The organism is Pseudomonas sp. S37 (assembly GCF_016658545.1).
Classification (GTDB): Bacteria; Pseudomonadota; Gammaproteobacteria; order Pseudomonadales; family Pseudomonadaceae; genus Aquipseudomonas.
The window spans coordinates 1-15738 of the sequence record NZ_JACVZC010000086.1 but is presented as its reverse complement, the minus strand read 5'-3'; the positions used below and the strand labels follow the sequence as shown (position 1 = coordinate 15738).

Here is a 15738-nt window from a genome sequence, read left to right as displayed (position 1 = left end):
AGCCTTCAGGATCTTTGTGGCTACCCAAAAGTTTTCTGGAATGGCCCTGCACACTGCCGGATAGCAGCAACCACATGGGGCGCCCGCTCGCACAGTTCGACTGAGCTATCAAGCACCTGCTCCAATGCTTGCAATTGCGCCCGGATAACTTCTGCCGGCCTGGCCACATCACACGCCCTGGCGAACTCCAACAGCCCCTGACGCGAAGCAAAAAATGACTTGTTGCCGACCAGGTCCAGCGCGAGCACGTCCTCTGGAATGTAGGCCGTGGTATTGACGATATCGTAAGCGGGTGCAAGCCGCGCGTCGCGTTGAGTGGGGTCGGAGTACAAGAGCCCAAAATTCTTTAGATGGGCATCCCCGTTCCCGATTATGCAACTCAGGCTTACTATCGAGAACAACTGCGCCAACGAAGTTTCTACTGTCGCAGGCGGGCAGAACAGCCGTATGGCTTTGGCAATGGCTGTATAGCTCTTGCTGTACTTCTGCTCGGCAGCAAGCCCCATCAATGCTGCCATATCCTCAAAACCGATAGGGTCGAGCTGCTCGTCCCGGTCAAACCGACGCATGATGAACAGCTTGGCATTGTCGGACAGGTAGAACTCCGGGACCGCGATCCCTGAGGCCTTGGCCACTGACATGCACAAATACTCGTTGATCGCCAAACCGGGAAACTCATCCCGTCCGCTCTTGATGATCAAATCGGACGTTTTTGAAGTAAAGCGTTGCGATCCGGTACCCTGTTGTTCCGGCACCAGCACTTTGGGCTGAACGCCAGATATACCGGCGCGCAATATATAACGGTCCACCAGGCCGGCAAAAATGTCTTCGGCCCCATCCCATGCCAAAATTTCTTCCAGCTTTTCTCCCGGAAACTGCTGCCGTCGCAAAAGCGCATCGACATGATCGGAACTCACTGCCACACGCCCAATTGGAGAACTGCTGCCCGACAGCGCCAACAAAAGCATAGGGTCGACATTGACCACCTTTGCCAAGCGATTGCGCAGTTGCTCCAGCACGTAACCTTCAGGCAGGTTCATCTGGAAGATCGGGTGTAGCTCCCGGTAGCGATATTCCTCAAAGCGTATGGGCATCAGCAAACTGACTGCAGCTGATGCCTTGGCATCTTCCCGGTAGCGGAACAGGTAGTCTGCCCCGACGCTGAGAATTTTGCCGCTCTCGCCTTCAGGTGTTTTCACATGCAACAGCGTGCTCATCAATCGAAAACTCCCTGTATCTCATCGAGCGTAGGCATGGCTGCGGGCACTAGCGCGAACTCGCAATCAAGGGCTCCGATGACTCGCGCATAAGCTGATATCCCTACTGTCAGATCGCCTTTTTCAATAGCGATGACCTTTTGCCGGGTGAGACCGGCCAGATCAGCGAGCCGAGCTTGAGTAAGCCCGCGATTGAGGCGACGCGTGCGGATCAGCGCGCCAAGGCGGGTTGTGATGAGGGAATAATCCATGTTCTGCATACGTAACAAATTTAATTAGATGTAACGTAAACCTAACCAGCAAAAAAATCAAAACTTGTGCGAGCAAGATTGAAGGTTTGCAATGAACCCGCTCAAACTGGGGTATCAACGCCAGCCAGTAAAGGCGCGGCGCTCGCCCCGACCTCATCCATGAAGGCTGCAAGAAACACTTCAAGCCGTGCATGGCGCTCGGCAGCAAGGCGAGCCCCTTCCCGGGTTTTAAAGCCTGACGCCAGCTTGAGCAGCTTGGTGTGGAAATGCTCGATGGCATACGCCGTATCCTGATACTCCCTGCCCTGCGCAGCAGGATTCTCGAAGTCGTAAAGCGCCGAGCCCATCCGACCGGACACATAAAAACACCGGGCGATCCCCACTGCACCGATCGCGTCCAGGCGGTCACTGTCCTGCAAAATCCTGGCCTCAAGCGTCTGCGGCTCAAACCCGGCCGAGTAACTGTGAGTTTTCACCGCGTGCGCGACCTGCTGCACACGCATCAACGGCCAGCCCATGCCAGCGAGGATCGCTGTGGCCTTGTCCGCCGACAGCGTCGAAGCCTGGCCACGCAACGGCGAGTTCTTTTCCACCGCCACGCAGTCATGCAGCAGCGTCGCCGCGAGCAGTACCTGAAGGTCGCCCCCCTCCGCCCGCTGGATGCGCTGCGCGTTCACCCATACACGATGGATGTGAGCCAGGTCGTGGGAGCCATCGTTCAGGTCAGGCGGCAGGTGTTTCAGCAGCTCAGCGGCAAGGTGCTGGAAAGGGGCAAAAGCTTCGCTGGTCATGTTTTCCCTGGTTTTTGATTTTGCTTCCAGGCGGGCGGAAGCAAAGCACTTTTTACTGGCTGAGATCGGCGATCGGCCGCTCGACAAAGCGAATACTGTCACGCCCTCCCCGTTTAGACTGATACAACGCCACATCCCCCTGCTCAATCAGCGCTGCGAGGCTTGCGGGCGGCTGGTCGAACAGGTTGGCGCCAATGCTCAAGGTAACCGCCACAGGCGTCGGCACCGTCTTGCCAGCAAACTGCTGAAACTGCTCACGCAACAACCCGCCCAACTCGACCACCCGCTCGCTGCTGGCTCCACCCAGCAATATGACAAACTCGTCCCCGCCCAAGCGCGCCGCCAGCGACCGCTCGGGCAGCACCGAGCGAATCATTTCGCTCAAGGCAATCAGCAACCGGTCGCCGGCAATATGCCCATGCAGGTCGTTGACCAGTTTGAAGTTGTCGATGTCGATCAATAGCAACGCCCCGGGTTGGGCCGGGCTCACGTCCTTGAAGAAATGCGCAGCCCTCACCTCCAGCGCCCGCCGGTTGTACAGCGCGGTCAAGGGGTCGCGCGCCGCCAGCCGGGCAATCCGCTCCTCACGCCGGTAACGCACGGTACCGGTCATCGACAAGGCAATCAGCATGATCGCCATCGCCCCTTCGACCAGTGAAACCTGAATGATCAGCCCGCCAAAGGTAGCCAGGTCAATCAAGGTACCCGGCGCAATGGCAATGATCGCCTTGACCACATAGAACAGCCCATGGATCAGCAACACATAGCGCAACTGCACCGCGCCAACGCTCAGCGACTTGCCGTGCGGGCGCAACAGGAAGCTGGCCTTGAGGGTCAGCGCGGCCACCAGCAACGAGTTGACCATCAGCATCACCTTCGACCACTGCGGCCCCACGGGCAACAGCAGCAAGGCGAACCAGACCAGCACGATCATCAGCCAGGCTCGCGACAAGCGCTCCTGGGTAAAGCGCAGCACGCCCATCAGGAAGAACGCGTGGGCAACCACCAACAAGCCATTGGCGAACCAGATGCCGATGAACAGCAAACCGATCCCGCGCAACAACGCCAGAATGCAACCAACAGTAATAGTGGCGAAACCTGCGCTCCAGAACAGCAACGAGGGTTCGCGGACACTGCGCCATTCAATTGCCAGGTACAGCGCAGCTGCCGCTGCCAGGGCAACCGAAATGGTCAGCATCGTGGGTGGATCTAACGCCATATACGCATTGGCCTATCTGGTTAACGTGGAAAAGGCCGGATTGTATGCGCTCGTGATGACTTTTCAGAGGGCGCTTGGTCCGGTTGCCTGCAATTGCCGGTTCGGCCCCTGCAGATGCCCGTGCGAGCGAAATATCATATTGCCACTACCGCGTCATTCAAACCACTGCCGCAGCATGCCGTTGGCCGGATAAAAAACTCACCAGTTGCCGCCCGTGTGAACTCAGGCGCTCCCAATCACGGAAGCACAGGCGCAACTCCAGGGTGGCCCAACTTTCTGCCAGCGCCACGCGACGCACCGGCAATTCCTGCTCGGCGCGTACGGCAGCTGTTTCCGGCAGCATGGCCACCCCTGCGCGCTGCGCCACCAGTTGCGCGATGGCCTCAAAGCTGGGGGCCCGCACACGCACCTTGAGCGGCATGGCCAAATTCATCGCCAGCTCTTCGACAAAGCGCTGCATCGGCCGCCCAGCCGGCAGGCAGATGAACGCGTAGCCCAGCGCATCGACCAGGCGCAACTGCTCGCGCCCGGCCAGCGGATGGTCGGCGGGTACCAGCATCACCAGGCGCTCGGTGCGAAACGGCAGCGACACCACGCCCTCGCTGGGCAGAATGCCGTCGTACACACCGATCTCGCACTCGTTGGCCAGCACCACCCGCAACACGTCCACACTCTTGTGCTCCATCAGTTGCAGGTCGACTTCCGGGTAATCGACCAGGAACGGCCCCAATATCGCCGGCAACAGCGTACTGTTGGACACCGTGGAGGCTGCCAGGCGCAGGGTGATGCGCTGCTCGCCCGCCAGCTCCTGCAGGGTGCCCTGCAGCTTCTGCGCTTCGGCCAGCACGCTGCGCGCCCCCTCCAGCACCAGGCGGCCGGCAGGCGTCAGCGTCATGCCAGCAGCATTGCGGGTGAACAACGCCAGGCCACAACGCTCCTCCAGCAGACGCAGGCGATTACTGGCAGCCGATACCGCCACCGGGAAGCTGGCAGCGGCCTTGCTCAGGCTCCCGGAGGCTGCAATGGCCAGCAGCAGGCGTAAATCGACCAGGTCGAACGACATGCTCCTACCCCTTATCCAAAAGCGAACACGGTGTTCGATAAAAAGCGATTCTATCGCAGGCGCCTTCTGTTCAGAATAAGCCCTGACTTCCCCTGCCATGAGTACCCCATGAACGCGTTACGCAGCCTGATCCAGCGCCAGCTGCAAAGCGGCGCCTTGTACGCCGTACTGGCCGCACTGGGCTTCAGCTTCAAGGCCATTTTCGTCAAGCTCGCCTATGCCGCCGGGCCGGTGGACGCCATCAGCCTGTTGGCCATCCGCATGGGCCTGTCGCTGCCGCTGTTTGCCTGGCTGGTCTGGGCCAGCCGCAGCCAGGGCAGCACGGCGCTCAACCTCGGTGACGGCTTGCGCGTGGCCATGCTCGGGTTGCTGGGCTATTACCTGGCCAGCCTGTTCGACTTCTATGGCCTGCAGTACATCAGCGCCGGTCTTGAGCGTTTGATCCTGTTCACCTACCCGACCCTGGTGCTGGTGTTTCAGGCGGTTGCCCTGCGCGAACGGCCAAGCCTGCGCACCTTGTCGGCCATGGGCCTGTGCTACCTGGGGCTGGGCATTGCCTTTGTCCACGACGTCAGCGTGGCCGGGGCCGGCCAGCAGGTGGTGCTGGGTTCGCTGTGGGTGTTCGCCAGTGCGGTGACCTATGCGCTGTACTACTCCGGCACCGGGATGATGCTCAAGCGCATGAACTCGATGCGCCTGGCCGGGCTGTGCGGGACTGCATCGTCGCTGATGGTGCTGGCGCACTACCTGCTGGTGGCGCCAGTCGGGCAGCTGTGGCAACTGCCAAGTGCGGTGTGGGTCAATGCTGGGTTGATGGCGGTATTCTCCACGGTGTTGCCGATCTACTGGGTAGCGCTGGCGATCCAGCGCCTGGGGCCGACCCATACGGCGGCGGTGGGCAACCTGGGGCCGGTGCTGACCGTGCTGGCGTCGTGGGCGCTGTTGAGTGAAGAGATATCGCTGTACCAGATCGCCGGGCTGGCGGTGGTGCTGTTTGCTGTTTCGCGGCTCAAGCCGAAGGGTAACCAGGTAATCAAAGCTGCACAGCCCGGTGCGGTCCCTGTAGGAGCGGCCTTGTGTCGCGATCGGGCTGCAAAGCAGCCCCAGCAATAGCGGCGGTGAGGCTGAAATCGAGGGGCCGCTTTGCGGCCCGATCGCGACGCAAGGCCGCTCCTACAAAAAGCGCACCAGGCAGCGTCACAGCACCCGCTTGATCAGCGGCTCCAGCCGGCTATAACGCAACCGCCGCAAGAACTTGCGCACTTCCTTGGGGTGCTCGGCCTTGACCCCCAGCGCCTCTGCCGAACCGATCTGCTGGGCAAACCGGCGCAGCGCGTTCAACTCCGCCTCGCGCGGTGCCAGCCATTGCCCTTGCGGGTCGTCGATCAGCAGGCCGTTTTCCAGGTCCAGGTTGAACCCGCGCGGGTTGAGGTTGTTGCCGGTCAACAGCGAATAGCGCTGGTCGATCCACACCCCCTTGGCATGGAAGGTGTGCCCGGGATCGTTCCAGATCCGCACTTCAAGCTGGCCACTGGCAATAGCAGCATGCCGGCGCCGAACGAAGGCTCGCAAGTTATCTTCATACAGGTAGGGCAACGCACCACTGGCACTGAACGGCTCGCCGGGTGCGATATAAAAGTCGTTGGCCGTACGATCACCGACAATCAGCTCAACGCGCACACCCCGTTCCAGGGCATGGTCAAGCTCGCGCATCACCACCCGCGGCGGGTTGAAGTATGGCGTGCTGATGATGATCTGCGTGCGCGCCGCCGCCAGCAAGGCGCACAGCGCCCGGTTCAGCGGGTTGCCACGCCCCACGCCCAGCAGCGGAACAACCCGTAGGCCCTGGCCTGCCACGCTGGCCGGTGCCTCGTAGGCCATGCGCCGCAAGCGCGCACGCAAGCGCCGGATATCGCCGCGCAGGCTGCGGGTTGAAGGGGGCGCCGGCAGGTCAAGGCGCGGTGTGGCGGTGGGGTGCAGCAAGCGCTGCACCAGCCCGGCCATGGCATCGGCCAGTGCCGGTGACTGGAACAGGTGATAACGATCCAGGCGATAGCGGTCGAAACGGTGCAGGTACACGTTGTTCAGGCTGGCGCCGGTATAGATCACGCAGTCGTCGATGATGCTGCCCTTCAGGTGCAATACCCCGAACAGTTCGCGGGTCTGCACCGGCACCCCGTGGATGGCGATATCCAGCCCGCGCAGCTGCCGCTGGGCCTGGTACCAGGCAGCGTTACCGGGTTGGCGCCCGGCCCCCAGCAGGCCGCGGCGGGCGCGGAACCAGTCGACCACAAGGGTGATCTGCAGGCCAGGCCGCGCGGCCTTGGCCTGGTACAAGGCATCCAGCACCTCCTGGCCGGCCTCGTCTTCCTGCAGGTACAGGGCGACGATGACGATGCGCCGGGTGGCCGTGCGGATGCGCTCGAGCAGGCAGGTGCGGTAGGCCTTGGCATCGGGCAGCACCTGGATCGATTCGGGCGCGATGGCGTAGCCTGGCAAGCCTGCCAGCAAGGATTCGGGGTTCACTGACGATCACCTTCTGTGTGCAATCACTGTCGGCTCTGCCAACCGGCGGAGCCATTCCTGGCCGTTATGCCCGGGGTGTAAGATCGACCCGGCAACAACCTATAACAACAAGAACCACGCGAGGCCCGGTTTTCTCACTGCCCCCTGACCAACATGCCTCAGCTTGCACAGGAACAGCGCAATGGTCCACCCCACTTCTGCAAACCTATCGCCTTCTATTGTAAAGAGTTGTTCGGTAAAGACCTTCGGCTTCCTGATTTTGCCCAGTTTCACCACCATCGGCCTGGCATCGGCAGTAGAAACCCTGCGCATGGCCAACCTGGCCGCACGCAAGCCACTGTTCCGCAGCGTGCTGATCGCGGCAGACGACGCGCCAGTGATGGCCAGCAACGGCATGCGCGTGTTGCCCGACTACAGCATCGCCAATGCCCCCGCGCTGGATGCGCTATTGGTGGTCGGCGCCAACCCGATCGATCGCGGCCGAGGCAACCGCCCGCTGATCGACTGGTTACGCCAACTGGCCCGGCAGCGCTTGCCGCTGGGCGGCATCTGCACCGGCAGTTACTTGCTGGCCAAGGCCGAACTGCTCAAGGGCTACCGTTGCACCATCCACTGGGAAGACCTGCCGACGCTGCAGGCGCACTTCCCCGGCATCGTCATCTCCAGCCAACTGTTCGAGCTGGACCGCGACCGTTACACCTGCTCGGGCGGGGTGGCGGCGATGGACATGATGCTGCAACTGGTGGCTCGCGAACCGGGCGGCCAGGACATCGCGGCCAAGGCCGCCGAACTGCTGCTGTGTGACCGCGTGCGCGGCGAGCGTGATCGCCAGCGGGTGCCGCTGCGCACCCTGCTCGGCAGCGCCCAGCCCAAGTTGAGCCAGGTGGTGGCAATCATGGAGGCCAACCTGGAAGAGCCACTGGCGCTGGAGGAACTGGCCAGCCTCAACGAAGTGACCGTGCGCCAGCTGGAGCGGCTGTTCCACAAGTACCTGCAGCGCACACCCAGCCAGTATTACCTGGAGCTGCGCCTGTCGCGGGCGCGGGAGCTGCTGCTGCGCAGTGATGTGCAGGTGCGCGAGGTGGCGCTGGCCTGCGGGTTCAGCTCGCCGGCGCATTTTTCCAAGAGCTATAGCCGGTTCTTCGGGTTGTCGCCGTTGGGGGAGCGGCGGCAGGCTTCTTTGCATTGATTGAAATGTTGTGCCGGCTTTGCCGGCCTCTTCGCGGGTAAACCCGCTCCCACAGGGAATTCCACAGTATTCGAACCTGAGGTAAACCTGTGGGAGCGGGTTCACCCGCGAATAGGCCGGTACAGCTCAACTAATCTTCAAGGGCCGTATGCGCGGTCTCCCGGCACATCAGCATGGCCACCAGCGCCACCAGTGCCGCCGCCAGCAAATACCCCGCCGGCGCCAGCTTGCTGCCGGTAACCTGGATCAACCAGGTGGCAATGAACGGCGCCGTCCCGCCAAAAAACGCGTTGGCCACGTTGAAACTCAGTGCAAAACCGCTAAAGCGCACCCGCGTCGGGAAAATCTCCGCCAGCAGGCACGGCAAGGTCCCGTCGTTCATCGCCAGCATCGCACCAAAGAAAATCTGGATTGCCAGGATCACCAGCAGCGGCTGCCCGTCCAGCAGGCGGAACAACGGCACGGTCAACCCGAGGAACAACAGCGAGGCCACCACCAGCATGGTCTTGCGCCCAAAATGGTCAGACAGCCGCCCCATGAGGAAGATCAAGCCGATATAGGTGGCCAGCGATACCGTCGAGGCAATGAACGAATCGCGCTCGCTCATACCCATTTCACTGGACAGGTAGGTGGGCATGTAGCTGAGCAGCAGGTAGAACGCCACCGCATTCAGGCAGGTGACCCCAATGCCGATGGCCAGGCTGCGGCGATGCTGGCCAAGCAGTTCGCGCAGCGGCGTCGGGGCCATGCCAGCCTTGTGCTCCAGGCGCTGCTCCATCTCCAGGAACTTGGGCGTGTCCTGCAGGCTCATGCGGATATAGCGCCCCACCAGGCCAAACGGCGCGGCCAGCAGGAACGGCAGGCGCCAGCCCCACTCATGCAAGGCTTCGCTGCTGAGCAGTTCGTGCAACACCGCGACAAACGCCGCACCAAACAGCAACCCCGCCGCCGTGCTGGCAGGCACGATGCTGGTGTACAAGCCACGCCGGCCAGGCGGCGCATATTCAGCCAGAAACGCTGCTGCCCCGGCGTACTCGCCCGAGGCGGAAAAACCCTGCACCAGGCGGATCAGTAACAGCAGCACCGGTGCCCACAGGCCGATTTGTGCATAGCCGGGCAGCAGGCCGATGCAAAAGGTGGATACCGACATGATCAGGATTGACCACGACAGCGCATTGCGCCGGCCATGGCGGTCGCCGAAATGGCCCCAGACGATGCCGCCCAACGGGCGCACCAGAAACGACAGGGCGAACACCGCGAAGGTGGCCAGCAGGCCGGTGGTCTTGTCGGTTTGCGGGAAGAAGGTGGCGGCGATGATGGTGGCCAGGTAGCCGTAGGCGGCGTAGTCGAACCACTCGACGAAGTTGCCCATGAAACTGGCCCGGGCGGCCTTGCGCAAGGCCTGCCGCTCGGCGTTGTGCGCGGGGCCGGCGACAGCGGATGGGTCAAGGGTGGTGCTGGACATGACGGGTACCCTCTGGTTCTTTTAATTGGAGGCAGGGTCTGGTGGTCATACTGGGATCTTGTTGTTGTCTGTGCGGGCCTATTCGCGGGTAAACCCGCTCCTACGACAGCAATGGAATGCCTGTGGGAGCGGCTTTAGCCGCGAAGCAAGCGACGCGATGCTTATTTGCGAATGATGTTGTGCTCCGGCCCATACGGGAACCTGGTGATGTTCTCGGCGCCGCTGTCGTTGACGATCAGGATGTCATGCTCGCGATAACCGCCCGCCCCCGGCCGACCTTCGGGCAGCATGATCATCGGTTCGATCGACACCACCATGCCCGGCTCCAGCACCGTGTCGATGTCTTCGCGCAGCTCAAGCCCCGCCTCGCGGCCGTAGTAGTGGCTCAAGGTGCCGAACGAATGGCCGTAACCGAAGGTGCGGTACTGCAGCAGGTCGTGGCGCAGGAAAATTTCGTTCAGTTCGCGGGCGATGTCGCTGCAGCGCATGCCCGGGCGCACCAGTTTCAGCCCGGCTTCGTGCACTTCAACGTTGGCCTGCCACAGGCGCAGGTACTCGTCCGGGCAGTGGTCGAGGAACAGCGTGCGCTCCAGCGCGGTGTAATAGCCGGCGATCATCGGGAAGCAGTTGAGGCTGAGGATCTCGCCCTTGCCCACCCGGCGGCTGGTCACCGGATTGTGTGCGCCATCGGTGTTAAGCCCGGACTGGAACCAGGTCCAGGTATCCATCAGCTCGGCATCGGGAAAACGCTTGGCAATCTCGCGGACCATCGCCTGTGTAGCATGCAACGCCACTTCGTACTCAGGCACATGCTCGCGCAGCGCCTCGACCACCGCCGCCCCGCCGATATCGGCCACCTGCGCACCGTGGCGGATCAACGCCTGCTCCTCGGCCGACTTGATCATGCGCATGCGCATGCACGGTGCGCCGATGTCCACCAGCTCGGCCTTGGGGTAGCAGGCGGCGAGCTTGCCGTGGTTCTGCAGGTTGAGGTGGTCATGTTCCACGCCGATGCGTGAAGCCAGCGGCAGTGCCTGCTGGATGGCAACGAAGTAGTTGTCGCGCTGCCAGTCGGTATAGACGATGTTGTCGGTGCCGACCGTGCGCCGCCAGGGTTGCCCACCATCGATGTTGGCACTGATCGAGACCACCTTGTCCTGGGTTATCACCAGCGCATACGGGCGGCCGAACGAGCAGTAGAGGAAATCACTGTAGTAGTTGACGTTGTGGTAGGAGGTGAAAATCGCCGCCTCGATGTCCTGCTCGGCCATGTAGGCCCGCAGCCGGGCATGGCGGGCGGCGTATTCCTGGGCAGAGAACGTTGGCTGCACCTTGTCGCCGTTGCGGATTTTCAGGGTCTTTGGCATTTGCATGGTCGGGGTTCCTTGTCGTTGTTGGCACGCTGTTCAGGCTGGCCGCCTGAGAAGCATTGCAACAGAACCGACGAGGGGGGTTTTGTATCTATCCGACCTGGAATTGGCGAAATTGCCAGCTGCCCAAGGGGCTGCTTTGCAGCCCATCGCGACACAAGGCCGCTCCCACAAGGTCCTGCATACGCCGATCAATGTGGGAGCGGCCTTGTGTCGCGATTGGGGCGCAAAGCGCCCCCCGTTTTCCAACGCGGCTATTTCAGGTCAAAACGGTCCAGCTCCATGACCTTCTCCCAAGCGGCAACAAAGTCGCGCACGAACTTGTCACCACCATCCCCACTGCCATACACCTCGCTCAACGCCCGCAACTGCGCATGCGAACCAAACACCAGGTCAACCCGGCTACCGGTCCACTTTACCTGCCCGGTCTTGCGATCGCGGCCTTCGAAGGCTTCGTTTTCCGCCGAGGTCGGCTTCCACTCCACGCCCATGTCCAGCAGGTTGCGGAAGAAGTCGTTGGTCAGCGTGCCGACCTTGTCGGTGAACACACCCTGGGTGTTGCCGCCATGGTTGGCGCCCAGCACCCGCAGGCCACCGATCAGCACGGTCAGCTCCGGCGCCGTCAAGGTCAGCAGCTGGGCTTTATCCAGCAGCAGTTTCTCGGCCTTGACGCTGTAGCGGCTTTTGCTGAAGTTGCGGAAGCCATCGCTCAACGGCTCCAGCACGGCGAACGACTCGACGTCGGTCTGCGCTTGCGAGGCATCGGCACGGCCCGGCTGGAACGCCACACGCAGGTTATGCCCAGCGTCCTTGGCGGCTTTTTCCACAGCGGCTACACCGGCGAGGACGATCAGGTCGGCCAGCGAGATCTGCTTGCCGCCGGCATTGAACTCGGCCTGGATCTTCTCCAGTGCCGCCAGTACTTTGCCGGTGCCCTGGTTGGCCGCCCAGTCTTTCTGCGGTGCCAGGCGCAGGCGGCCACCGTTGGCCCCGCCACGCTTGTCCGAGCCGCGGAAGGTCGAAGCCGCCGCCCATGCCGTGGCCACCAGCTCGCCAACGCTCAGGCCCGTTGCCAGCACTTTGGCCTTGAGCGCGGCAATGTCCTGCTCGCCCACCAGCGGGTGGTCGACTTTCGGGATCGGGTCTTGCCACAGCAGCTCTTCGTTGGGCATTTCCGGGCCCAGGTAGCGTGCCAGCGGGCCCATGTCGCGGTGAATCAACTTGTACCAGGCACGGGCGAAGGCATCCGCCAACTGGTCGGGGTTATCCTTGAAGCGCTTGGCGATCGGCCCGTAGATCGGGTCGAAACGCAGCGCCAGGTCAGAGGTGAGCATCGATGGCGCATGGCGCTTGGCCGGGTCGTGGGCATCTGGCACAGTACCTGCCCCCTTGCCCTCTTTAGGTGTCCACTGGTGCGCACCGGCCGGGCTCTTGGTCAGCTCCCACTCGAAGTTGAACAGGTTGTTCAGGTACTCGTTGCTCCACTTCGTCGGCGTCGAGGTCCAGATCACTTCCAGGCCGCTGGTAATCGCATCGCCCCCTTTGCCAGTGCCGAACTTGTTGGCCCAACCCAGGCCCTGCAGCTCCAGGCCTGCGGCTTCCGGCTCGGGGCCGACGTTGTCGGCAGGGCCGGCGCCGTGGGTTTTGCCGAACGCGTGGCCGCCGGCAATCAGCGCCACGGTTTCTTCATCGTTCATGGCCATGCGGCCAAAGGTGTCGCGGATGTCCTTGCCCGAAGCCACCGGGTCGGGGTTGCCCTCGGGGCCTTCCGGGTTCACGTAGATCAGGCCCATCTGCACGGCGGCCAGCGGGTTTTCCAGGTTGCGCTCACCGCTCAGGTCACGGCTTTCTTCTTCCGGGCGTTTGGCAGGCTCGGCCACCAGGTCACCCTGGCCGGGCGGCTGGGCCTTGACCTGGTCCTTGCCATAACGGGTATCGCCGCCCAGCCAGACCTTTTCCGAACCCCAGTACACATCTTCGTCCGGCTCCCACACATCAGCGCGGCCGCCAGAGAAGCCAAACGTCTTGAAGCCCATGGATTCGAGTGCGACGTTGCCGGTGAGCACGATCAGGTCGGCCCAGGAAATCTTGTTGCCGTACTTCTGCTTGATCGGCCACAGCAGGCGCCGGGCCTTGTCCAGGCTGACGTTGTCCGGCCAGCTGTTGAGCGGGGCAAAGCGTTGCTGGCCAGAGCCCGCCCCGCCGCGACCATCGCCAATGCGGTAGGTGCCGGCGCTGTGCCAGGCCATGCGGATGAACAGCGGGCCGTAGTGGCCGAAGTCGGCTGGCCACCAGTCCTGCGAGTTGGTCATCAGGGCGGTCAGGTCTTGCTTCAGGGCCTGGAAGTCGAGGCTCTTGAACGCCTTGGCATAGTCGAAATCAGCGTCCATCGGGTCGGACTTCGACGAGTGCTGGTGAAGGATTCTGAGGTTGAGCTGGTCAGGCCACCAGTCACGGTTGGTGGTGCCGCCACCTGCGGTTTGATGGAACGGGCATTTCGATTCGTTCGACATCTGCGGGTACCTTTGGGTCGGTTATCCAGATTTCCGGTCTATGCCAGGTGTTCTTTCAGCCGAGCGTGTGCGCTCGTGCTACCCCTCATCAGGTGTACACGGGGCTTGCGAAGCTGTCACGGCGGGTGGGCGCGGTCTTGCACGCAGGTGCTGACAGCCCACCCGTTCGCGGAATTCGCGGGGCCACGGGAAAGACTAGCCGAGCTTGGGCAGAGTTCTAATAGAGTGGGTATTGGAGGGTGATAGGTTGGCTCTGTCAGCTTTCCTGTGCCGGCCTATTCGCGGCGGTTCGACGCCTCGATGAACCCGCTCCCACAGGATCTCCACAGGTCCTGAGGATTATGCAACTCTTGTGGGAGCGGGTTTACCCGCGAATAGGCCGGCACATCCATACAAGGCAAGCAGGCCTGCCACATGCTTCAATACACCGCCAACCCCTCTACTCCGGAACCCGAGCCCCCATGAACCGCAACGACCTGCGCCGCGTCGACATGAACCTGCTGGTGCTGTTCGAAGCCCTGATGATCGAACGCAACCTGACCCGCGTCGGTGAAAAGCTGTTCATCACCCAGTCCACCGTCAGCGCCGCCCTCGCCCGCCTGCGCGAGCTGTTCGACGACCCGCTGCTGATCCGCAGCGGCCGGGCCATGGAGCCCACACCAAGGGCCATGCAGATATTCGCCGAACTGGGCCCGGCCATGGACGTGATTTCCGCTGCCATCAGCCGTGCCCGCGAATTCGAGCCGGCCAACAGTTGCAACGTGTTCCGCCTGGGCCTGTCGGACGATGCCGAGTTCGGCCTGTTTCCGGCGCTGCTGCAAGCCCTGCGCGAAGAGGCCCCGGACATCAGCGTGGTCGTGCGCCGGGCCAACTTCCTGCTGATGCCGGGCCTGCTGGCCAGCGGTGAGATCTCGGTCGGGGTGAGCTACACCACCGACCTGCCGGCCACCGCCAAGCGCCGCAAGCTGCGCGACATCGGCGTGCGCGTGCTGCGCGCCGACGACCGCCCCGGCCCGCTGACCCTCGACGAATACTGCGCCCGCCCCCATGTCATGGTGTCGTTCTCCGGCGACATGAGCGGCAACATCGACCTCGACCTGGCGCGCATAGGCCGTTGCCGCAAGGTGGTGCTGGCCGTGCCGCAGTTCGGCAGCCTGCGTGCCCTGCTGCGCAACACCGAGCTGATTGCCACGGTACCGGACTACGCTGCCTGCGCCCTGGCCGACGACGGCAGCCTGCGCGCCGACCCGGCACCGTTCGACATCACCGAAGCCGAGCTGTCGATGGTCTGGAGCGGCGCGCAGGACAACGACCCGGCCGAACGCTGGCTGCGCGAACGTATCCTGCAATTCATGGCCACGCAGTGATGCATCGACCTCATCGATAGCCACCATGAATGCCATCAAGTTCCGCTGCGCCCGGCGCAGGCGGAAGATGGTGGCATTCACGGAATCGCTGAGGGACTACCCCATGAAAGCTGGCATGATCGCTGCCCTGCTCGCCCTGCTGGCCGCCCTCGGTGGTTGTGCCAGCCCGGCCGCCACCGACACCACCCAGCCCTATGGGCACTTCTATTCGGCCACGGCCATTTCCAGCGTCGCCCTGGCCCCCGGCCAGCGGGTGGCGGTGTTGCTGGGGCGTGACAGCCAGGCGACCCTCAGCTATCTCAGCAGCCACCGTACCCCCGCGGCCGCGCCCGCCCAAGGCCAGCGCATTCCGGTGGCCACGCTGAACAGCGAAAGCCAGGCCTATGACTGGCTGGCACGCTCGCTGGCGCAGCAGTTCGCCGAGGTGACCTTCTATGACGACCTGGATACGCTGCTAAGCGACCACCCGGACGTGATCGTGCTGCTGGACACTGAAAGCCGTTTGGCCAGCGCAGGCATAGAAAGCCGGGTGCTGGCACGGTTTTTCGATGATCAGCTGACCTATATCGGCCGCGCCGAAGGGCGGGCCAGCAAGCGCCTGGGGGATGTGGCGCGGGTGATGGAAGATGAGCAGGCGGTGCAGGCGGATGCGCTGCGCGACTTTGACGATTCGTTGCAGGCTTTATTGAAGGGCCGCGTCTGAAGGCCTGCGCAAAACCTTGTAGGAGCGGGGGGGGGGGGGGGGGGGGGGGGGGGGGGGGGGGGGG

General features: G+C 62.8%; 13 protein-coding genes. 4 read left to right on the top strand and 9 right to left on the bottom strand.

From position 1 onward, the window contains the following. Positions 1–20: 20 nt before the first annotated feature. The 5 genes from IAE39_RS21210 to IAE39_RS21190 form a co-directional block, all read right to left on the bottom strand. Entirely contained in the window at positions 21–1217 is a 1197-nt protein-coding gene (locus tag IAE39_RS21210; protein WP_201206198.1) for a type II toxin-antitoxin system HipA family toxin, read from the bottom strand. Continuing rightward, the gene (locus IAE39_RS21205; protein WP_201206196.1) at positions 1217–1468 is read right to left on the bottom strand and encodes a helix-turn-helix transcriptional regulator; all 252 of its coding nucleotides are present in this window, start codon (positions 1466–1468) and stop codon (positions 1217–1219) included. Before IAE39_RS21205 ends, IAE39_RS21210 begins: the two co-directional genes overlap by 1 nt. Before the next feature lie 101 nt (positions 1469–1569). Continuing rightward, the gene (locus IAE39_RS21200) at positions 1570–2259 is read right to left on the bottom strand and encodes an HD domain-containing protein (protein WP_201206194.1); all 690 of its coding nucleotides are present in this window, start codon (positions 2257–2259) and stop codon (positions 1570–1572) included. Positions 2260–2311: 52 nt separating this feature from the next. Next, positions 2312–3457, bottom strand: a complete 1146-nt coding sequence (locus tag IAE39_RS21195; RefSeq protein ID WP_201206192.1) for a GGDEF domain-containing protein — start codon at positions 3455–3457, stop codon at positions 2312–2314. A gap of 178 nt (positions 3458–3635) precedes the next feature. Further along, on the bottom strand, positions 3636–4541 hold the full coding sequence (locus IAE39_RS21190) for a LysR substrate-binding domain-containing protein (protein ID WP_201206190.1): 906 nt from the start codon (positions 4539–4541) through the stop codon (positions 3636–3638). A 108-nt stretch (positions 4542–4649) separates the two neighbouring features. On the opposite strand from IAE39_RS21190, the gene IAE39_RS21185 reads away from it, so the two are divergent. Then, positions 4650–5654: a DMT family transporter gene (locus IAE39_RS21185; protein ID WP_236548743.1), complete on the top strand. Its 1005-nt coding sequence runs from the start codon at positions 4650–4652 to the stop codon at positions 5652–5654. An 84-nt stretch (positions 5655–5738) separates the two neighbouring features. On the opposite strand, the gene pssA is transcribed toward IAE39_RS21185, so the two are convergent. Beyond that, positions 5739–7067, bottom strand: a complete 1329-nt coding sequence (pssA, locus tag IAE39_RS21180; protein WP_201206188.1) for a CDP-diacylglycerol--serine O-phosphatidyltransferase — start codon at positions 7065–7067, stop codon at positions 5739–5741. A gap of 181 nt (positions 7068–7248) precedes the next feature. Here pssA and IAE39_RS21175 point away from each other — a divergent pair, with 181 nt between their 5' ends. Next, the gene (locus IAE39_RS21175; protein WP_201206186.1) at positions 7249–8256 is read left to right on the top strand and encodes a GlxA family transcriptional regulator; all 1008 of its coding nucleotides are present in this window, start codon (positions 7249–7251) and stop codon (positions 8254–8256) included. Between the two features lie 130 nt (positions 8257–8386). Here the strand turns inward: IAE39_RS21175 and IAE39_RS21170 are convergent, their stop codons facing one another. The 3 genes from IAE39_RS21170 to katG all read right to left on the bottom strand — a co-directional run bounded on the left by IAE39_RS21170 (position 8387) and on the right by katG (position 13604). After that, positions 8387–9721: an MFS transporter gene (locus IAE39_RS21170; RefSeq protein ID WP_201206184.1), complete on the bottom strand. Its 1335-nt coding sequence runs from the start codon at positions 9719–9721 to the stop codon at positions 8387–8389. Positions 9722–9882: 161 nt separating this feature from the next. Then, positions 9883–11094: a M24 family metallopeptidase gene (locus IAE39_RS21165; RefSeq protein WP_201206182.1), complete on the bottom strand. Its 1212-nt coding sequence runs from the start codon at positions 11092–11094 to the stop codon at positions 9883–9885. Between the two features lie 251 nt (positions 11095–11345). After that, positions 11346–13604 carry a catalase/peroxidase HPI gene (gene katG / locus IAE39_RS21160; protein WP_201206180.1) on the bottom strand — a complete coding sequence of 753 codons (2259 nt, stop codon included), beginning with the start codon at positions 13602–13604 and terminating at the stop codon, positions 11346–11348. A 461-nt stretch (positions 13605–14065) separates the two neighbouring features. Here katG and IAE39_RS21155 point away from each other — a divergent pair, with 461 nt between their 5' ends. Beyond that, complete coding sequence (locus IAE39_RS21155; RefSeq protein ID WP_201206178.1) at positions 14066–14971, top strand: LysR family transcriptional regulator; 906 nt, start codon at positions 14066–14068, stop codon at positions 14969–14971. A 103-nt stretch (positions 14972–15074) separates the two neighbouring features. After that, a complete protein-coding gene (locus IAE39_RS21150) occupies positions 15075–15674 on the top strand; it encodes a hypothetical protein (RefSeq protein WP_201206176.1) in 600 nt (199 codons plus the stop codon). The last annotated feature ends 64 nt before the right edge of the window (positions 15675–15738 follow it).